19 protein-coding genes, 2 rRNA genes and 1 pseudogene (1 of these 22 cut by a window edge) are annotated in these 20,631 nt (G+C 38.1%); 12 read left to right on the forward strand and 10 right to left on the reverse strand.

All coding sequences use genetic code 11. From position 1 onward, the window contains the following. Window positions 1–261, forward strand: a 23S ribosomal RNA gene (locus IPM92_00910); it begins 2,628 nt to the left of the window's first position. Between the two features lie 143 nt (window positions 262–404). After that, window positions 405–517: ribosomal RNA gene (gene rrf, locus IPM92_00915) — 5S ribosomal RNA — on the forward strand. Between the two features lie 377 nt (window positions 518–894). Here rrf and IPM92_00920 read toward each other — a convergent pair. The 3 genes from IPM92_00920 to IPM92_00930 all read right to left on the reverse strand — a co-directional run bounded on the left by IPM92_00920 (window position 895) and on the right by IPM92_00930 (window position 3,475). Further along, complete coding sequence (locus tag IPM92_00920) at window positions 895–2,040, reverse strand: prolyl oligopeptidase family serine peptidase (GenBank protein ID MBK9106961.1); 1,146 nt, start codon at window positions 2,038–2,040, stop codon at window positions 895–897. A 62-nt stretch (window positions 2,041–2,102) separates the two neighbouring features. Next, a complete protein-coding gene (locus IPM92_00925; protein MBK9106962.1) occupies window positions 2,103–3,104 on the reverse strand; it encodes a glycosyltransferase family 9 protein in 1,002 nt (333 codons plus the stop codon). 131 nt (window positions 3,105–3,235) lie between these two features. After that, window positions 3,236–3,475: a hypothetical protein gene (locus IPM92_00930; protein MBK9106963.1), complete on the reverse strand. Its 240-nt coding sequence runs from the start codon at window positions 3,473–3,475 to the stop codon at window positions 3,236–3,238. A 107-nt stretch (window positions 3,476–3,582) separates the two neighbouring features. Between IPM92_00930 and IPM92_00935 the strand changes: the two are divergent. The 4 genes and pseudogenes from IPM92_00935 (at window position 3,583) to IPM92_00950 (ending at window position 8,385) form a co-directional block, all read left to right on the forward strand. Continuing rightward, window positions 3,583–4,892, forward strand: a pseudogene (locus IPM92_00935) (adenosylhomocysteinase). 99 nt (window positions 4,893–4,991) lie between these two features. Further along, complete coding sequence (locus IPM92_00940) at window positions 4,992–6,062, forward strand: DUF2279 domain-containing protein (GenBank protein ID MBK9106964.1); 1,071 nt, start codon at window positions 4,992–4,994, stop codon at window positions 6,060–6,062. A gap of 92 nt (window positions 6,063–6,154) precedes the next feature. After that, a complete protein-coding gene (locus IPM92_00945) occupies window positions 6,155–7,651 on the forward strand; it encodes a hypothetical protein (GenBank protein ID MBK9106965.1) in 1,497 nt (498 codons plus the stop codon). Window positions 7,652–7,812: 161 nt separating this feature from the next. Then, window positions 7,813–8,385: a hypothetical protein gene (locus IPM92_00950; GenBank protein MBK9106966.1), complete on the forward strand. Its 573-nt coding sequence runs from the start codon at window positions 7,813–7,815 to the stop codon at window positions 8,383–8,385. Window positions 8,386–8,538: 153 nt separating this feature from the next. On the opposite strand, the gene fahA is transcribed toward IPM92_00950, so the two are convergent. From fahA to IPM92_00965, 3 genes are all read right to left on the reverse strand, one after another. Further along, window positions 8,539–9,810 (reverse strand): fumarylacetoacetase, encoded by a 1,272-nt coding sequence (fahA, locus tag IPM92_00955; protein MBK9106967.1) that lies wholly within the window; start codon window positions 9,808–9,810, stop codon window positions 8,539–8,541. 41 nt (window positions 9,811–9,851) lie between these two features. Then, entirely contained in the window at window positions 9,852–10,808 is a 957-nt protein-coding gene (gene metF / locus IPM92_00960) for a methylenetetrahydrofolate reductase [NAD(P)H] (GenBank protein MBK9106968.1), read from the reverse strand. Window positions 10,809–11,103: 295 nt separating this feature from the next. Further along, a complete protein-coding gene (locus tag IPM92_00965) occupies window positions 11,104–11,808 on the reverse strand; it encodes a carboxypeptidase-like regulatory domain-containing protein (protein ID MBK9106969.1) in 705 nt (234 codons plus the stop codon). A gap of 82 nt (window positions 11,809–11,890) precedes the next feature. Between IPM92_00965 and IPM92_00970 the strand changes: the two genes are divergently transcribed. Next, the gene (locus tag IPM92_00970) at window positions 11,891–13,240 is read left to right on the forward strand and encodes an alkaline phosphatase family protein (protein MBK9106970.1); all 1,350 of its coding nucleotides are present in this window, start codon (window positions 11,891–11,893) and stop codon (window positions 13,238–13,240) included. Between the two features lie 212 nt (window positions 13,241–13,452). Here the strand turns inward: IPM92_00970 and IPM92_00975 are convergent, their stop codons facing one another. The 4 genes from IPM92_00975 to IPM92_00990 all read right to left on the reverse strand — a co-directional run bounded on the left by IPM92_00975 (window position 13,453) and on the right by IPM92_00990 (window position 17,024). After that, window positions 13,453–13,890, reverse strand: a complete 438-nt coding sequence (locus IPM92_00975; protein ID MBK9106971.1) for an SRPBCC family protein — start codon at window positions 13,888–13,890, stop codon at window positions 13,453–13,455. Between the two features lie 35 nt (window positions 13,891–13,925). Then, window positions 13,926–15,818 (reverse strand): type IIA DNA topoisomerase subunit B, encoded by a 1,893-nt coding sequence (locus IPM92_00980; protein MBK9106972.1) that lies wholly within the window; start codon window positions 15,816–15,818, stop codon window positions 13,926–13,928. 166 nt (window positions 15,819–15,984) lie between these two features. Beyond that, window positions 15,985–16,602, reverse strand: a complete 618-nt coding sequence (locus tag IPM92_00985) for a hypothetical protein (GenBank protein ID MBK9106973.1) — start codon at window positions 16,600–16,602, stop codon at window positions 15,985–15,987. Then, window positions 16,599–17,024 (reverse strand): BrxA/BrxB family bacilliredoxin, encoded by a 426-nt coding sequence (locus tag IPM92_00990; protein MBK9106974.1) that lies wholly within the window; start codon window positions 17,022–17,024, stop codon window positions 16,599–16,601. The genes IPM92_00985 and IPM92_00990 overlap by 4 nt, the downstream gene beginning before the upstream one ends. On the opposite strand from IPM92_00990, the gene IPM92_00995 reads away from it, so the two are divergent. From IPM92_00995 to IPM92_01015, 5 genes are all read left to right on the forward strand, one after another. Further along, entirely contained in the window at window positions 17,023–17,391 is a 369-nt protein-coding gene (locus IPM92_00995) for a hypothetical protein (protein ID MBK9106975.1), read from the forward strand. The genes IPM92_00990 and IPM92_00995 overlap by 2 nt on opposite strands. A 286-nt stretch (window positions 17,392–17,677) precedes the next feature. After that, complete coding sequence (locus tag IPM92_01000) at window positions 17,678–17,896, forward strand: hypothetical protein (GenBank protein ID MBK9106976.1); 219 nt, start codon at window positions 17,678–17,680, stop codon at window positions 17,894–17,896. A gap of 25 nt (window positions 17,897–17,921) precedes the next feature. After that, window positions 17,922–18,767, forward strand: coding sequence for an IS3 family transposase (locus tag IPM92_01005; GenBank protein MBK9106977.1), 846 nt, complete (start codon window positions 17,922–17,924; stop codon window positions 18,765–18,767). A 70-nt stretch (window positions 18,768–18,837) separates the two neighbouring features. Further along, a complete protein-coding gene (locus tag IPM92_01010; protein ID MBK9106978.1) occupies window positions 18,838–19,149 on the forward strand; it encodes a T9SS type A sorting domain-containing protein in 312 nt (103 codons plus the stop codon). Between the two features lie 139 nt (window positions 19,150–19,288). Further along, on the forward strand, window positions 19,289–20,569 hold the full coding sequence (locus tag IPM92_01015) for a DUF5103 domain-containing protein (GenBank protein ID MBK9106979.1): 1,281 nt from the start codon (window positions 19,289–19,291) through the stop codon (window positions 20,567–20,569). Window positions 20,570–20,631 lie beyond the last annotated feature (62 nt).

A 20,631-nucleotide genomic window follows, 5' to 3' on the forward strand; every position in this document is an offset into this window, starting at 1 on the left:
GGCGTTATAACATTGAAGGGAACTGACTCTAGTACGAGAGGACCGAGTCGGACGTACCGCTAGTGTATCTGTTGTGCCGCCAGGTGCAGCGCAGAGTAGCTATGTACGGACTAGATAAGCGCTGAAAGCATCTAAGCGCGAAGCTATCCTTAAGATGAGTGTTATATGGGGTCGTAGAAGACGACTACGTTGATAGGCTATAGGTGGAAGCGTAGTAATATGTTAAGCTGAGTAGTACTAATTACCCCGTAACTTCCTTTTTTTTTTCAAAATCTTCTACTCATTTCCTCTTCCAACCTTTTTTTTTTCAATAAGCTATTGCTTTTTGGAAAACTGTGCTCATAACGGTATGAGTTCATTGTGAACTTTTTTAAAGAAATATTCCGCTAACACGGAAATAAGATTTAGGTGGTTTTAGCGAGGGGGTTCCACCTCTTCCCATTCCGAACAGAGAAGTTAAGCCCCTCTGCGCCGATGGTACTGGACGCAAATCCGGGAGAGTAGGTCACCGCCTTTTTTTTTAAAAAGCCCTGCACTTTGTGACAGGGCTTTTTTTTTAACCACGGATTTACGGATTAAACGGATTGAATGGATTCGCAAGATTCGACACGATAGATGATCCGGATTGAATATATAAGCAGGTTTCTTGTGGAGCCATTTGTTCCTGAACAAATGCAATGTTTTTAATTTTAGGATGATGATGCCTTTAAACCATTGCAATTCAATCCTCCTCATTTGGGGATGCGAAAAGCCGTAATGCAGCAATTTATCATGAATATTTTAAAGTCTTTAAAAATTCATACTCAATACTAACAAGTGTTAGTATTCATGGGGGATCCAATATTAGGCCCTTCCAAGGAATCTCAAAAAATTCCGTTAGACGACTTTAAAACCTTAAATCTTGATAAAGCTTGAATAAAAGCTGTTCTTACCTGATAAGCATTGAATAAAGTATAAGCCGGAAGGTATCCATCGGATATCAAGAGCAAATTGATCTTCCTTGATGAGATGTTCAAAAATAGGGATGCCTACAGAATTCCTGATAATTATAGTGCCAGGTCTTTTTGAGAATTCCTTAAAATCTATATGTAGTTTTTCGTTTGCTGGATTTGGATGAAGACGCATAGTCGACTTATCTGTCTGCTCTGAGTTCACCGTTTGTCTTTTATGCTTGTTGAAAAAATTCCAAATCACTTGGCTGGCACTAAAATCCTGACAGGTCGTCCCAATAACGAAAGGTGTTCCCGGCCAGGTATGGCCGCCATTCAAGACTTTATAATGCTCTACTTCGTGATTGCCAGGATAGTAGTAATGCTCAGCAGTTGCTCCGTCAGTGGTGTTAACATTGGGTACATCCGTTTTGATCACAGCATGAGCATTCAACCCGTTTTTTTGAATCCAAAAATCTAATACATCCGGAATAGATAATATACCAGTGCTGCCATCGTAATTCACCACACCATCTGCAGTACCATGGATTTCCATCACCGGAATTGGTTTAGCATTTTTACACAATGCCTGTGTAAGCGCTGTCATGGAACCTGTAACAGAAGCAATAGCTGCAAAACGATCACTTACACAAGCCAAATGATAACTCATAAATCCACCATTCGACATTCCGGTGCTGAATATCCTGTTTTCATCAATGGAATAAGCTGTTGATAAAGTATCGATGATGGCATGCAAAAAGCCGACGTCATCAACATTGCTGTTCCCCACCAATCCTACATTCCAGAATTGTTGTCCCGACTGCGGAAATATTGTTCCGTTCGGGTGCACGATAATGAATCCTGCAGTATCTGCAATCTTTCGGAAATCACCGTAAAACTCCTGCTGGTCGGCATTCGAACTGTAACCATGCAAATTAAATACCAGCGCTGAGAGATTTCCTGAAGTGTAAGACGCAGGAATGTAGAACGAAAAACTTCGCGTGAGCTGATCGTGAATAAGCGTGGTTTTTATTGTTTTTTGTGAATTGATATTTTGAATAAATGCAAAACACAAAATGAATACCATATAATTTTGAACTTGTATTTTCATATGTAGACCTTTTAATAAAGCCAAATCTAAGATATTATTCGTGAAATAGTTGATGGATGATTTTACAAACATTGCAGCAATTGTTGATCTTCAATCTCCATCGCACATTTAAAATGCCCTTCTGGGCATACTTTTTTGCCGTGCAAGCCGCAAGGTCGGCAGCTCAATTTTAATTTCGTTTGTACGAGGTATGCATTTTCAGATAGCGGGCCAAAACCGAATTCAGGAACAGTGCTGCAAAAGATAGCACATACCGCAGCATTAACAGCAGAAGCGATGTGAAGTGGTGCCGAATCATTTACGTAATTCATTCGGGCTTCTTGCATGAGTTCAGCTGATTCGGAAATAGTAAGTTGTCCGGCAAGATTGAGAAGTTTTGAATGAGGCCGATGAAACTTTAAAGCATTACAGATCCGTTCACAAAGTTGAGAATCGGATTTCGAACCCAGCAAAACTATATCCATCGAATCCGGTAGTTTTTTGAGAAAATGGATCCACTTCTCTTCAGGATACTGTTTAGTAAACCAAACAGAAGCAGGGGCAATGGTAATAAAAGCTTGTTGAATGGTATATTTACTAACAATTGTTCGTTTATGTGGAAGATAAATTTTCGGAAGCGCATAAGATGCATCCGTATAGGATTGAATCAATTGGTGGTTGCGTTGTACTTCATGCGGACTTCCGACTGCATTGATCTCGTGTGAAACGCGTTTGGTGAAAAATAAGGACAAAGGGTTTTTTGTAAATCCAATGGTCTCACGAGCACCCGAAAACAGGAGTATCAAACCAGTTGATAGAAATCGTTGCAGATTGAAAATTTTATCGTATTTATTTCGGCGAATCCTTCCAATTAAACTGATGAGATTTGTTGTTTTATTTTGTTGTTTATCCCAAATCAACAATTCGTGAATCACGGTATGATGCTCAAAAACACCTTCATTGCCTTTTCGGATCAATACATCGACCTCATCATCCGGATAAAAGGCTTTCCATTTTTCAATCAGGGACGTACTCAATATGACGTCTCCAAGAAATGCAGTTTGTATGAATAGAATTTTTGACATGAAAGAAAGCAAAGTCCCGGACAAGATAATTATTAATTGGAAATTGGGGGAAGTCGGTTAGTCTGCTAGTCTGTATGTAGAGCCTATACTTATGACTATTGACCATTGGTTCGTAGGGCCCATACTTATGACTATTGACTCTTAGCTATTGACCATTGTTTCTTGGATGTTCGTCTGTGGTGTAAGGATTTAGGAGTAACGAATCTTGTTGACATCACAAACCCTGCAGATTTGGCATAAAAATCTAAGAAATGAAAGTTGATGAGAATGAAAATTTCATTTGAACCCAGAACTGCTCTCCTCTCCGCTTCGTGGAGAGGAGCAGGAGGTGAGGTGACTCTTGCTTTAGCTGAATTTCTCCTGAAAAACATGAACTTTTTATGTTTTCAAACATTTTATTTTCTGTCTGAGTAAGTTGATTTACAACAGCTTATTTAATACGATATCTTTTATCTTTGCAAAAAAAAATTAAACGTTTATGGAGCAAGTAGCCACCCACCTGAAATACCGAGTTAAAGACATTACATTGGCCGATTGGGGTCGTAAAGAAATTGAACTGGCAGAAGCAGAAATGCCTGGTTTAATGGCCCTTCGCGAAGAATATAAAGAAATTAAACCCCTCAAAGGAGCTCGCATTGCTGGCTGTCTGCATATGACCATTCAAACAGCGGTTTTGATCGAGACATTAATCGATTTGGGTGCAGAAGTGAGTTGGTCTTCCTGTAATATTTTTTCAACTCAAGATCATGCCGCTGCAGCAATCGCTGCTAAAGGCATTCCCGTTTTTGCCTGGAAAGGGATGAACAATGAGGAATTTGACTGGTGTATCGAACAAACACTATTTGCTTTTGAAGGAAATCAGCCTTTTTGATTCTCGACGATGGTGGCGATCTGACCAATATGGTATTAGATCATTTTCCTGAGCTGATCAAAGATATTCGCGGAATTTCAGAAGAGACCACCACTGGAGTGATGAGATTATACGATCGCATGCGTAGTGGAAACTTACCCCTGCCTTGCATCAATGTGAACGATTCGGTTACCAAATCAAAATTCGATAATAAATATGGCTGTAAAGAATCTTGTGTGGATGCCATTCGCAGAGCTACTGATATAATGATGGCTGGTAAAGTCGCCGTTGTGGCCGGTTATGGAGATGTTGGCAAGGGCTCAGCAGCTTCTTTAAGAGGTGCCGGATGCCGCGTCATTGTGACGGAGATCGATCCGATCTGCGCCTTACAGGCAGCCATGGATGGATTCCAGGTCATGAAAATGGAAAACGCCATTCCTTTAGCTAATATCGTGGTGACTGCCACCGGAAATTGCGACATTTTAACTGAGAGACATTTCAGAAAGATGAAAGATAAAACCATTGTATGCAACATCGGTCACTTCGACAACGAGATTGATGTTGCCTGGTTGAATCATAATTACGGACAATCCAAAGTAGAGATCAAACCTCAGGTCGATAAATATACCATCGATGGCAAAGATGTTCTTTTGCTTGCAGAAGGACGCCTGGTGAATCTGGGTTGTGCCACCGGGCATCCATCTTTTGTTATGAGCAACTCCTTTACCAATCAGGTACTTGCACAAATTGAACTGTGGTTGCATGCATCCAAATATGAAAATCAGGTGTACACCTTGCCGAAAAGCCTCGATGAAAAGGTGGCCAGATTGCATCTTGCCAAAATTGGCGTAGAGCTCGAAGAGTTAAATGAAAAACAAGCCGGATACATTGGTGTACATAAAGACGGTCCGTTTAAGGGAGAACAATACCGGTATTGATGCCCTAAATTGTAAATTTTTAACTTATTTATTTCCAGTGTAAATTTGTCTAAAATTGGACTTGAAGTCCAATTTTAGACATTTTTTATTTAGTATGAAATGAATTTAAAGGACGCTCTTACTATTTCATCTGTTAAAATGCATACGGACAGGTTCTTAGGCGATGGAATACTTCAAAAAAGGCGTTTTAATTCCATCAAAGGATTTTGTTTCGTTTTCCTAATCTTCATAAAACTAACATGTGTTAGCAGTCAAAGCCATTTCCAAAATTTTTTCATACCGTCTGATTCTTTCCAATCCAAACGCGCCTGGCTGGCCGGAGGGTTTGCAACGGTGAGTTATTCTGCTTTTTCAATAGGACTTTACAATGCCTGGTATAGTAATCAGGGTTTAGGAAAATTCCATGAATTTAACGATTACGGCGAATGGCTCCATGTTGACAAAGCGGCACATGTCTTCAACAGTTACTTTCAAAGTGAATGGGGATATCGCGGCGCGAAATGGTGTGGTTACCGTGAAGGCTCCTCTATAATATGGGGTGTCTCTATGGCCATGTTGTTTCAATCGACCATTGAAGTTATGGATGGCTACAGCAAAGATTATGGATTCAGTTGGCCGGACATGGCAGCCAATGTCATCGGCATAGGACTGTTTACCAGCCAGCAGCTGATCTGGAAGGAGCAGAAATTTAGAATCAAAATATCTCCCTGGCCGAAGAACTATTCTAACCATTCACCCAATGAGCTGGGAGATCCTGGCTATAGTTTTAAAGATCGCGCAAAGGAGTTATATGGTTCCGGCTTTCTCAACAGTGCCCTCAAAGATTACAATGCGCAAACATTTTGGTTATCGTTTAGTCCGGAACGCCTTGTCAACAGACAGTGGAAAACCTGGCCGGATTGGTTAAATGTAGCTTTTGGATTTGGAGCTGACGGATTGTTTGGGGGTTACATCAATCGTTGGGTGCGACAAAATATTATTTACAATGCTGAATGGATTCCAAGGGTCAACGAATACTATCTGTCATTTGACATTGATCTGAGTAAAATCAAAACCCGCAACCGGTTTATAAAAACACTTTGTACTGTATTCAACATCATCAAAATTCCGGCACCAGCACTTTCTTTGAATTCAGCAGGGAAATGGAAGGGGCATTGGGTGTTTTTTTGATCGAAGGACTTGTATTTGATAATTTATTCTTATTTTAGTGTTCGACTATTGAGGTCATTATGAACACACTTAACAATAAAATATTATTTTTTATGAGAGCCTTCATCTTTATTCTGGGAATAATAGGTATTCCATTTTTTCAAGAAGCCTTGTCCCAAGTGCAATGGCAAAGATTAAACAATCAAAAGACTTTTATACCAGAGGACGTTTTGGTTTCGCCATCTGGTGATAAGTTTATTTCAATTTATGGGAGAAAAACCATATTGCACAAAAAAAGTGGCGGGGATCAATGGGTAGATATTCTGGCTAATAATCCGGAGTTATCTTACTTTTTCTTTAATGATACGAAAAAGATATTCCTTGATTTTCGAGGCACCCCATTATTGTATTATAATAATGGATCTTTCGATGGGCTATTCGCAAATTCGAACGATGAGTTTGATTTAGATACAAGCACTCTAAACAATATTCATGTCAGATTCAGCAATGATCTGCATTTCGATACTTTAGGAAATTATTTTCAAATTGAAAATAATAAACTAATTAAATACAATAACAAGTTGGAAGCTCCTAAATTAATTTTTAACAAACAAGAACCTATATTAAAGATTGCCATGTTTCAGGCGGATGTCAACTATGTATTGACACAACATCATGAAGATAGTTTATATTATTATTTATTGAATTCAGCGAGTGCAAAGTCGCAACTTTTGGCGCAATTGGAGTTGCCAAAAAAATTTCAATCCTTAACTGCTATTGGGAGAAGTGGTAACCTTTTTATAGTTAAGGCAGATGGACTTTATCGACTGGACAGACTTAGTTTGGAACTGAATAAGCTGATCCTCGATCCCGCATTGCAAACTGCATATTCGGTATCAGCGTTGTATGTCACCAAAGCAGGTCAATTCATAGTTAACGCAGAAAATTACTTTTATTTTTCTGATGATGATGGTAATACCTGGACGCAATTGGCTTCGTTTGCCCATGGTTTTCCTGATTTATCCAATATACGCCAGATCGAAATTTCAGACAGCTCTAATGCATTGGCTATCGTTGAGGACGAATGTTCAAACATGACTTTAGAATTAAGTGAGTATAAAAGGGGATGGTATTTATCGGAAACGAATTATTCTTCTGTACATAGGGGAAGTCTATTGGTAAATTCGAAAAGCAAAATTTATGCTCAAAGAGCGGATTGTTATGTTGAGGAGAGTAATGGCGATGCGTTCACTTGGAAATCAACCCAAATCGAAGGAAAGGATTTGCTCGAAATCTATAAACATAGTCCGGACGATTTATTCGCAATTACAGCTGGACAAAAACAATTATTTCACTCCTTTGATGGCGGAGATTTATGGAGCGAAATAACCGAAATTCACAAAAATTTTCCTGACCTGGTTTTTTTGGATTTTAAAAATTTGGCAACAGGAGTTTCTCTCTTGTTGGGAGCTTATATAGATCCATTAAGTGGCCAAATTGAACGGTATTTGCCATTTATAAAAATGGGGGCTTCTGATTGGATAGGCCTTGATAAGGCCCAATCCGTATTTTTTAAACTGGATATAAAATTTGATAAAAAAATCAACTGATCTATTCATTAAAAGACCCTTTTGTACATCCGGAATTTTATGTCAGTGATGATTTCGGGTCTCATTTTATTTTCCCGAATAGTTTAAATGTTTTTTCCAGAGTCTATTCATATGGTGTCAATGAGGATGGGTTTTTATTTGTGAATGGAATACACAATGGTATGCTGGATTTTTATGTGAGTAGAGATCAGCAGAGATTTTCTCCTGTAGAAAACGGAAGGTTTAAGGATGTTATTCTCAATGAGTTCTTTAGTTTTCCAGACAATATTCTTGTTGCTATCAGCGTGTTTTCCAATATTTATATTTCTGGCAATGGAGGGGAAACCTGGGAGGATTTTAGTAATGGACTTGGGCTATTGCAAAATGATGTAAAAAACATTGGAGACTTTACTTTAGATGACGCCTCTAATGCTTATGCATCTATATCTTACGACGGCCTTTACAAATCCATTAATCCTTTGGTTGCTACACGGGAATTCAAACAGGATAACGATGTCAATTTATACTATGATAAGTCAGGCGAGCAATTAAAATGGCATTGTCAAATTTGTGCTTCAGATAGTTTTCTGGAAATTACTCTTTTTGATATTTTGGGTAGGGTTTTAAAGAAAAGCAAAATCAATGCTGGAATGACAAGTATTTCAATCCCTAATGAATGGACTTCTGCTCCTTATGCTTATACGATCAAAGGGAAAGGGAATTTTCAAGCGGCTGGTTATTTTGTAAAGTATTGATGATGTTTTGGATTCAACAGTTTTTAAAGTATTTCTAGGACTTCTGTATTCCTAAAAGAATCCAGGCTCATTGCACATGAAGTGATTAGACCTGAGATCATTAAAATATTGGAATCAAATTCCTGCTGAAAAAGAGAGCGATTAGAGATTTTATTAATTTGCTTCCATAACCGTCCCACTCACCTCCCCAAACCCAATCCGATAGTTTTCATGTTGTGCATACGCCCGCATCGAAACCGTATCTCCATCCCTAACGAACGTTCGTTCGGAGCCATCTTTCATCTGAATAGGTTTGGTGCCTTTCCAGGCCAGCTCAAGCATTGATCCGTAGGAATCAGGTGTTGGTCCCGATATCGTGCCCGATGCACAGATATCGCCAATTTCCATATTGCAGCCATTTACAGTGTGGTGTGCGAGTTGTTGTGCCATTGACCAATATAAATATTTCATATTGGATTGGCTAACGATCGTTTCCTCACTGTTCTCCGCAGTGATGCTGACTTCGAGTTGTATATTGAAGTTAGAGGGCTTATCTGATTTCAGGTATTCCAGTAAAGGTTTTTCCGGTGTAGGGCCCGGTACTTTAAATACTTGCAAAGCATCGAGGTCTACGACCCAGGGCGAAACACTGGAAGCAAAATTTTTACCCAGAAAAGGTCCTAGTGGTACGTATTCCCATTTTTGAATGTCCCGCGCCGACCAGTCGTTAAAAATCAATATTCCCTGAATGTGTTCTTCTGCTTGTTGGATGGGAATTGCATGTCCCAATGCATTTTCTTTTCCGATGACGAATGCCATTTCCAATTCAAAGTCCAATTGTTTGCTAAATCCAAAAACGGGGGCTTCACCATCTTTCAATTGCATTTGACCTTTTGGCCTGATAATAGGAGTTCCCGAAACTACGATAGAAGACGCCCGTCCATGATAACCAATGGGCATGTGTAGCCAATTAGGCAACAAGGCATTGCTGGGATCGCGAAACATGACTCCTACATTGTAGGCATGTTCGCGACTGCTGTAAAAATCAGTATAATTGGCTGCTTTAACAGGCAGCAAGAGGCGGACTTGGTGTATAGGAATTAAATGTTGTTCTACTTTTTGCCTGGTGTCTGCATCCCTGTTTTCATCAAGGATGGAAACCAGTGCGGCTCTTAAATTTCTAAGTGCAGGTTTACCTTTTGCCAGGACGGGATTTAAATATTTAGTCAGAAAACAGTTGGACTGAAAACCTTCGACATTGAGCAGTCCGGCCGCAGACAAACTATATAGATCGATGATAAAATCACCAATTCGACTACATACCCGTGCTGTCTGGTCATGGTAGCTAAATATACCCAGCGGTAAATTTTGTATGGGAAATCCGGAATCTGCCGGATAATGCACCCATGATTTTTTGTCTGCAGTTATGATCAAAGCCTGGTTCATATTGCGATTTATTTATATTACTAACGAACGTTAGTTATTGATCAAAGGATCTTTTCAACAATTTTACGCGTCGTATCACTGTCACCCATCGTATAAAAATGAAGACAGGGCACACCCGCTTGAATCAACTCCTTACATTGGGCTACACACCATTCGATACCGGCTTCTTTAGCGGCTTGTTCGGAGTTGGTTTTATTGACCGCTTTTACCAGTTCATCCGGAATATTGATGTAAAAATGGCGGGGTATAGAATTCAGCTGATATTTTTTAGTCAATGGTTTGATACCTGGTATGATAGGGACGTTTATCCCTTCGCTTTTGCAGGTTTTTAAGTATTCAAAATATTTTTGATTGTCGAAAAACATTTGTGTCACGATGTATTCAGCGCCCGACTTAATTTTTTCAAGCGTATGTTTGAGATCTGATTTCATATTCGGTGCTTCGAAATGCTTTTCGGGATAGCCTGCAATGCCGATACAAAAATCAGTCCTGGAACCATTTTCAATACTCGGGTCGAGGTAGGTTCCCTGATTCATTCTGCCGATTTGCTGGACGAGGTCCAGTGCATATTCATAACCTCCGGGCTCTGGTATAAATTTTTCGTCAAATTTTCGGGCATCCCCTCGCAGAGCCAATACGTTTTTAATATTCAAGAAATGCAATTCAATGAGCGCATTCTCCGTATCCTCTTTGGTAAATCCACCACAAATCAAATGGGGTACTGCCTGCACACCATAATGATGCATGATAGCCGAGCAGATACCTACTGTGCCGGGCCTTTTGCGAATAGCGATTTTCTGATAGTACCCGCTGGGTTGCACATTGTAAATAAATTCTTCCCGGTGATAGGTCACATCCACGAAAGGTGGCTTAAATTCCATCAATGGATCCAGAGTTTGAAAAATAGATTTGATGCTTCCACCTTTCAGGGGTGGCAAAACTTCAAACGAGATCAGGGTGCGTCCGGTATTTTGTTTCAGGTATTCGGTAACTTTCATGTTATGGATTCAAAGCAAAAGTAATATGGAAAAGCTTAAAGCATAAAGCTTAAAAGCGAAAAGCTGACCAGTATTATCAGGATTATTCTGATTTACAGGATTTTTGACTGGGATTTAAAGATTAAAAAAATATTTTGAGGATTTTTATACTCGACAATCATTGATCACTAATCTATGCTTTATATCAATTTTCAAAATGGCCAAATATATTTAGTCTAAAGGAAAAAGGTCAAAGCTTGAAAGGAAACACTAGCCAAGCTTTAGCCTTTTCCCTTTAGCCTTTCAATCTGCCAACCTATTCCGGCGGTTTCTTCTTTTTCTTAAAATCTCCTCTTTTAAGGGCTTTGATAAAGTCTATCCAGGCCAAAGGATTAAAGATCTGAAGGGGCTTGAATTGTCCGTCATAAACAGCATTATTGGCTTCTTGCCTGAAATACAAACTTACACCTGCCCTTCCGTCGGATGGGACTCCGGGTTCTAACCAGGCCAATACATCTGCTTCGAGATTTTTTTCGGCAATGCTGCGCATTTCATCATGAACATTCATGGCAAGGAATTCTTGTTTGAAATGTTCTTTAGATGGTATCGGGTAGACAGTGGTTTTACTAAGTTGAATGGTATCCCTTTCTAAAATGATTGCTGAAAAATAGGATGGATCAAGGACAACATTTGGCAATATGAATTTTTTGTTTTTGTAACCCAGATACTGAAACAAAATGGTATCACCCGTTTGTGCAGCTATGGAAAAGAAACCCTGTTCATTGCTGTAAGTAGCCCTCCTGTTTCTCAAAATACCAACATTTACATAGGGCAAGGGTGTCTTTTTATCGTCCTCCGATTGATATACTATTCCGGAGAACTGAAGTACTGAGGATTGTTGAGCATTTGCCCCTGGACATAAATATCCTATAAAGACGAGAAATACAACAATAATTCTTCGATTTTTGGACAAAACTGGCATATCGTTTAATAAACGAATTGCTAAGGTAAAAGAATACATGACGCGCGAATATTTTATAATCTCTTAAAGCACTGCAGCCCCGTAAATTTCACAAAGCATTTAACTTTGGAAAAAATTGAATATGCAAAAGTCATTCTGCCTCCTGGTTTGCTCATTTCTTTGGCTTACAGAACTTGTTTCCCAATTAAAAAGCGGCCCTATGTTGGGGCCAGTAGAGCTAAGAACAGCTTCTATTTGGTGCGAGATTGAAAAAGGAACAGAACTTGAATTGACTTATTGGAAAGAAGGAGATCCTGCTCGAAAATTTGAAATCGAACCTGATGTAAGCAAAAGATTTTCTTACCGCATTTGTAAATTTTACCTGACAGGACTGGACTTTGGAACAACTTATGAATACGAACTGGTCATTGAGAATAAAAAGAAGACTCCACCCATTCGGGGACATTTTAAAACACAGGATCTTTGGCAATACCGCAAACCAGCCGGGGATTTCCGTTTCTTAGCCGGGAGTTGCTCATTTACCAACGAAGTAATTTACGATAGACCCGGCAAACCATATGGAGGGGATTCCAGTATTTTTAGGACGATGGCAAAAGAACCAGCCTCATTTATGCTTTGGTTAGGTGACAATTGGTATTACAGAGAAGTTGATTATTCCAGCGAATGGGGATTATGGTATCGGGCTTCCCATGACCGCAGTCAGGCTGAGATGAAGGATTTTCTAAAGTCCATGAGTCACTACGCTATATGGGATGATCATGACTATGGTCCAAACAATGAAGGCAAAGCTTATGTGTTTAAAGAAGAGGCAAGTCGTGTTTTTCAAAATTATTGGTGTAATCCGCCCTCTCCATCTAAAGAAGGCGGTATCTATACCAAATTTCATTACAATGATGTCGATTTCTTTTTGTTGGATGATCGGAGCTTCAGATCCTCCGATGCGCTGATGGATAGCATAAATGGGCAGCCCAATCCAAATAAATGGATGTGGGGAGCAGAGCAGCTGGATTGGCTTAAGAATCAGTTGGCCAATAGCCGGGCACCTTTTAAGATGATTTGTAACGGAAGCAGTATCTTAAATACTTATAACAAATATGACTGTCTGGTCCACTACCCGATAGAATATAATGATCTGTTGAATTTTATTGAATCAGAAAAAATAAATGGAGTCGTTTTTCTTACCGGCGATCGCCATCATAGTGAAGTCATTCAACATATCATTCCAAATGGTTATCCGCTTTATGAATTTTTAAATTCTGCGCTTACATCCGGTACTTATAAAGTAGGCGATTTGGAAAAATCCAATCCCATGATGTTGCTCAATATGCTGGTCGAACAAAATAATTATACAAGGGCAAGCATCAGCGGACCACACAAACAACGGGTTTTAAAAATCGAATTCGTCGATAAGTTTGGAAAAACATTGGCATCCATGCAGATTAATCAACAGGATTTGGAGTTTAAGGAATAAGCTTTAAGGCTGAAGCTAAAAGCCTAAAGCCTAAAGCAAATTAATGCCAAAATCTATAACAGGCCTGGTTCCATAAATCATTTAAAGCATATACACTTCCTGACATCATCATCCCTTTTTTATTGAATAATTTCTTCATGTATGGGCTAATACTCTATAATCTATAATCTTTGCTCCAAACTCTATACTCCATAATCTACCCTCCTCCTTCCTCACTTCTTGCTTTCTGCAAACTTTTTAAAATCCAATAGATATTTTAACGATTGTTTTTTAAAGGCAGATTTTAAAAAAATGCTGAAAAATTTCATAAGTCCTTTAAAATGAAATTCCTGTTCACTGATATATTGTGTTTGATGATCAGTCAATGCAATAAATCTGGAAATAACCACATTGCGAACTCCATCAGCATCGTAAGCGCATTCAAATTTACCGGGTAATTGTTTGCTTATAATGGTTTCAAGTAATATGAATTCGCGTTTACCCATTTTAAAATACATTTTCGATTGAGAACCTTCTGCCCCGGGCGTACCACTGATGTGCTCAAATTTTTGAAGGCCCTCCATCCATTTGTATAAATTTGCTTCGTTGTCAAATAGATCTAAAATGGATTCGAGATCTTTGTTGATGATGACGTCTACGGTATATTTTATCATACGAACAGTTGTATGTCAATTGAAATTATTATTTAGACTAGCAAAGCTTCCTCTTGTGCCAACAATTCTTCAGCAGTCATTTGGTCGAGATCGGTTCGTAGATTTTCAATGATGAAATCCTGGCGTTCAGCTGTGTTTTTTCCCATGTAGTATTCCAGAACTTTTTCAATATGCGAATCTTCGTTCAGCACTACGGGTTCCAATTTGATATCGCTGCCAATGAATCCTGAAAATTCATCCGGACTAATTTCTCCCAGTCCTTTGAAGCGTGTAATTTCAGGTTTACCGCGCAATTTTTGGATAGCTTCTTTTTTTTCTTTTTCAGAATAACAATAAAAGGTTTGTTGTTTGTCTCTTACGCGGAATAAAGGCGTCTCCAGAATAAAAAGATGCCCGGTGCGAACCAATTCGGGAAAAAACTGAAGAAAGAAAGTGAGCAACAGCAGGCGTATATGCATTCCGTCAACATCTGCATCTGTTGAAATGACGACTTTATTAAAACGCAAATTTTCAATATCATCTTCAATATCTAGAGCATGTTGCAGTAAATTCAGTTCCTCATTTTCGTAAACTATTTTTTTGGTAAGGCCGAAACAATTTAGGGGTTTTCCTCTTAAACTAAACACTGCCTGGAGCTCCGGATTTCTGGCCTTGGTGATCGATCCGCTGGCTGAGTCTCCTTCTGTGATAAACAAGGTTGTCGCTTCTGCAATTTCTGGTTTTAATTTACTATCGGATAAATGATATCTGCAATCGCGCAATTTTTTATTATGTAAATTGGCTTTTTTTGCACGTTGGTTAGCCAGTTTTTTAATTCCTGCAATTTCTTTGCGTTCGCGTTCAGATTGTAAGATGCGACTTTGGAATTCCTTAGCAGCATCTTGATTTTGGTGCAAGTAAAGATCCAGTTCTTTAGAGATAAAATCTACAATTAATGAACGCAGCGATGAGCCTTCCGGGCTGATCGTCGTGGATCCCAATTTTGTTTTCGTCTGTGATTCAAAAACCGGTTCTTCTATGCGCACAGAGATGGCACCAATAGCTCCAGTATGTATGTCTCTGGAATCAAAATCTTTTTTATAAAATTCGCGCAGTGTTTTGACAATAGCTTCTCTGAAATAATTCAAATGCGTTCCACCTTGTGAAGTGTATTGCCCATTGACAAAACTGTAATATTGTTCTCCGTATTGACCACCGTGGGTCAACACACATTCGATATCTTCTCCTTTTAAATGAATGATCGGATAGTCCAGATGCTCGCTGTCGGTACGGCGTTCGAGCATATCCTTCAATCCATTTTTGGATACATAAGTTTTGCCATTGTAATTGATCCGAAGACCGGCGTTCAAATAAGCATAATGCCAGATGCGGCTCTCAATAAATTCCTGAACGAATCTGTATTTTTGAAAAATCTTTTCGTCTGCTCTAAACTCAATTTCAGTGCCGTTGACTTCATCTGTATTTTTCAGATTGTATTCTTTGATCAGATTACCGCGTTCGAATTCAGCCATCTTACATTTGCCATCGCGAATGGATGTCACTTTGAAATAATTCGACAGTGCATTTACAGCTTTGGTTCCTACACCATTTAAACCTACTGATTTTTTAAAAGCTTTGCTGTCGTATTTTCCTCCGGTGTTGATTTGTGAAACGCATTCAATGACTTTACCCAATGGGATGCCTCTTCCGTAATCTCTCACTCTTGCAATTCCATCCTGAACTTCAATATCGATTTCTCGCCCATAACCCATCACATATTCATCTATACAGTTATCGATGACTTCTTTCAAAAGTATGTAAATACCATCATCGATATGGCTGCCATCTCCCAACTTACCTATATACATTCCGGGCCTTAATCGGATGTGTTCTTTCCAATCGAGCGATTTAATGTTTTCTTCCGTATAACTGTGTACCTGTGCCATGTTCTCTTCTGAATTAGTCAGCCAAAGGTAATAACATATTAAAAAATATAATAATTTGTTTGATGCTCCGGAATCTGAACGGATAGAGATGAGCTAAGTTCTATAGGATTTTAAGGTCTTTATTTGGCAATTTGCTACCAACAAGGTGGTTGGTTACGGAGGCTTGCTATTTTTTTGCAGTCTCTGGTTTCATGAGTTCCAACTCTGCTTTCATGATAGATTTAAAATCATTCAGATCAGCAGAAATTCCTGCATAAATACTTGCTTTTGTTTCGGCTGTAAAAGCTTCCATTTTTTTCAATTTCAACAGCAAATTGGATTCTGCTTTAACGAGTGAAACATATTTATTCAAATAATCAGATTCTGCTTTTTGGCGGTGAATTTCTGATTTACTCAATCGCATGGGTTGGTCTTTAAGCTCTGCATTATAAGCCTTTGGTTTTTCTGCTTCCAAAAGACTATCTTTTGCATTCATCTTTGAACCTGGGTGCATTTTTTTACTTCTGCCGCTAATTTTTGTACTCAATTCATTATGCTCTTTGTAAACGGTCTCCATGAGTCTACTATATAAAGTATTCAAATAATCTGAATTGGGTTTTTTGCAAGCTTTATTCCACTCTTTGATTTGTTTTTCCAAAAGCTTAAGATCATTTGCTTCTTTTTTCCATTCTTGCTTACTGTATTTTATGGAAAGCTTTTCGGTGCTGTCGCGATGCTGTGGAATTGCTACTAAACTTGAACAATAAATTCCAAAGAGCAGTAAGATTATTCCTGATTTTTTCATGCGTTTATCAAGCAGTAATTAGAAAATGCAGCAGCCAGATTATCGGCGATCATTTGGGCAGAACGACCTTCGATGTGATGTCTTTCCAACATATGAACCAATTGACCGTCTTTAAACAAAGCAATAGCCGGTGAAGAGGGAGGGTATGGCAATAGGTATTCTCTTGCCGTTTGCACAGCTTCGCGGTCAACACCCGCAAAAACAGTAACCAGATGATCGGGCTTAGGACCCATTTGAAGGGCAACTCTAACTCCAGGTCTTGCATTCGCAGCCGCACAACCACATACCGAATTGATTACCAATAGGGTAGTACCCGATTTCTGGTCTAAGACCTTTTTAACCTCATCTGAACTGAGCAATGATTGAAAGCCAATTTGGGTCAGCTCACGGGTCATGGGTAGTACGAGTTCCTGTGGATACATGAATTGGAAATTTAGAACTCTAAAACGCTTTAAAGACAAAATTGTTGAAATATTTGATCAAATCTTTATGATTATTCATAGGTACACATTTAAAGTTGAGTTAAATTTGTTTTGGTATGAATTCTTTAACTTGAAGCAAATTAACCTTAATAATCTAATAGTAGGTGGCGAAGTTTATACTTATTATCCTAGTACATCGCCAGTAGGCATTAAAAAACATAATGATAAAATACAAAATCAAATAAAATTAAGTTCTTTATTAGATTCGAATGTAGAGCCATTAAAGATAAATATTTACTCAATTGATGGTAGATTTATTAAGTCAGTGAAAATATTGAAGCTTGGCAAAGCCATAGTAAAGATTTAGGTAACTTAATTCCTTCAAATGTGTATATTTTAGAGTATATTTATTTTCAAAAAATTGAATATAAAAAAATATGTTTATTAAAATAATCATTATTAGTTTTTTAATTGTAACCTTATTGCATCATGATATTTATGGTCAACTATCTAATGATAAAATTTCAATTGGGGGTATAGTGAAATGTAATACTCCCCTAAATTGAGACCAGAGGTTTAGTTAAAAAAACACTTAAATTTACTAGACCTATGAAAAAAAAACAAGCAAATTTACCGGGGCCTTTAAGGCCAGTGTGGCTTTAGAAGCCATTAAAAACAAAAAGACTATGGCTGATCTTAGTCTTCAGTTTGATGTTAATCCCGTTATGATTTCCAAGTGGAAAACTGAATTTTTAGAGAACATGGGATCTATTTTCGAGAACTCAAAATCAGCTCAGGATGATACTGATTCAGCTGAAATGGAGAAATTGTATGCACAAATCGGCCAATTGAAAGTAGAGAATGATTTTTAAAAAAAAGTTGCAAGAAACTGGGGATATGAAACAACGAATAGAGATGGTGCATACGAAACCACAAAAGCTGAGTATTCGCAAACAGTGTGATCTATTGAACGTACCAAGGAGCACACTTTATTACCAGCCTGTTCAGGAAAAGCCTGAAAATGTTAAAATGATGAATATCATGGATAAGCATTTGTTACAGCACCCGACAGAAGGGGTTAAATCAATGGTGAATCTTTTAAAGGAAAAAGGATATCCGGTAGGTCCTAAACGAATAAGGAGGTTGTTTAAGGTTATGGGATGGCAAACAATATATCGTCGCAAAAACCTAACAAAACAGGGCCTAAAGCAATTTATTAAACCGTATTTACTTAGAAATCTGGAAATCACACATGCCAATCAGGTTTGGTGTACCGATATTACGTACATCCCGATGGCTAAAGGATTTATGTACATGATTGCCTTCATTGATGTTTATAGTCGCAAAATCATGGGCTGGAGTATAAGTAATAGTATGAGTAAACAATGGTGTGTTGCTGCTTTAAAAGAAGCCATTGCTGTCAATGGTAAACCCAATATTATAAACTCGGATCAAGGTTCTCAATTTACAAGTGCGATGTGGACTCATTATTTGGAATCTGAAAAGATATTGATCTCAATGGATGGCAAAGGAAGAGCTACAGATAATACCTGGATTGAAAGATTCTGGAAAACTTTAAAGTACGATTATATTTATCTCAATCCATGCGATAATGGTTTTGAACTTTTTGAAGGAGTTCAAAACCATATCGCCTATTACCACCGGAAAATGCACCAAACTACCGGACAAACTCCCAATAAACGATACGATGATTCCATTAAAAAATCATGCAGCTTAATATGAATTTTATTAACTTAACGAACTCAACTTTTGGTCCAATAAATGGGGAGTATTACTCAAAACTAATGTTAATTTGCTTTTTGAACTTAAAAAACTGGTAATTGAAAATACAAATAATTCTGGAAATGAATTAGTATTAAATATATACCCTAATCCAACTACTAGTATAATAACTGTTGCCTTAGGGAATATTATTAGACAAAATATGCAATTTGAATTAGTCGATATTTTTGGACAATCAGTTATAAAGAAATATTTAGAAAATAAGATTATTAAATTTGATTTTAATTTGGAGTATCTTGAAGATGGTTTGTATTTTTTAAAAATTAGCGAACCATTGGGCTTAATTCATAGTGGAAAAATCGTTAAAATAAGTGTTTTTTAATTTGAACTAATTTACCAGCTTGAGATAGGCCTGTACGTCGTCAACGTAGTTTACCGTTTACCTAGTTCTCTTGCAATAATTTTGTTTCGAAGTTTATTTGATTTAAAATTTTTTAAAGGTTTATACGTTTTCATTTGTCATGAATTTATTGCAAAAAGTCCTTGTTTGTTATTTACTGTTTACCTTGATGGGTAACTTAATCCAAGATTTAAAGGCACAATCTAATGAATTTGAATTACCTGCCATCGATACCATCTACGATGATCGCATCAAAAGCATTTTTTTCTACCGGACTTATCCCGAAAAAGAGAGCATCGCTTTTCTTACCCATGGAAAACAGGAAGCCCTTCAATTGCAGTTTGATTTTTTAATACCATCCGCCGAGGATCTTTATTATAGTTTTTTTCATTTTGATAAAAACTGGAAACAGGATGAGCTCCGTCATGAAGAATTTTTAAAAGGATTTCAGGAGGAGCAAATCTATAGTTATGTGACTTCGAGAAATACTAAGATTCCTTTTGTGCATTATCAGCTTCAGGTAGAGAGCGAAGACTTTTTAGTGAGTGGAAATTATTTAATGTGCGTGTATAATCGTCAGAAGCAGGTCTTGTTTACGCGCAGATTTTTTGTTACAGAGCAACAATTTCATGCAGCCGTAGAATTTATCAATCCTCTACAAATAGAACATCGAAGGACACACCACTCCATGGAAATGGAAGTAAAAACGGGAGAACTTCCGGTGGCCAACAACGGACAGGAATTGTTTGTACAGGCCATACAAAACGGTGACTTTAATACTTTGATCGAAAGAAATGAACCCAATTTTTACACAGGAGATGCGTTCAAATTTACCAGACCCGACGATTTTATTTTTCCTGCAAAAAAAGAATTCAGATTTAAGGATATACGCACCCTTATATCGCGTACACCCGATATTCAGTATTGGGATGAAAAGGAAGATGGTTACCATGCCTGGTTAATTCCCGATGGCGTGCGCGAAGGCAAATCCTATTATACCGAAACAGACATCAACGGAAAGTACCTCATACTAAACCGGGATGTGTATAAGCCTGAAACGGAATCCGATTATGCCTGGATGCATTTCACCCTAAAGACCGGATATGAACTGGATGAGCCCATTTATCTTTTTGGAGCAGTAAGCGATTGGCAGATCCGGGAAGAATTCAGAATGGATTATGACGAAAGCAGAAAAGCCTATATGGGACAGTTTTTGTTGAAATTGGGTTATTACAATTATTTGTATGCCTACCGCAATAAAGATGGGCTTGCTGAAACGGACCATTTGGAAGGAAATTGGTACGAGACTGAAAACAACTATGCGGTGTTTATCTATTACCGTCCCTTTGGGAGCAGATACGATCGCCTGATGTTTGCAGGTATTTTCAATTCAAATTATTGATCTGAAAGCTTGTTCTGTCCTGATAACCTGGCTTTTTGTCTGAAATTTTCGTTAATAGCTCT

This window comes from Saprospiraceae bacterium, assembly GCA_016719615.1.
GTDB lineage: Bacteria > Bacteroidota > Bacteroidia > Chitinophagales > Saprospiraceae > Vicinibacter.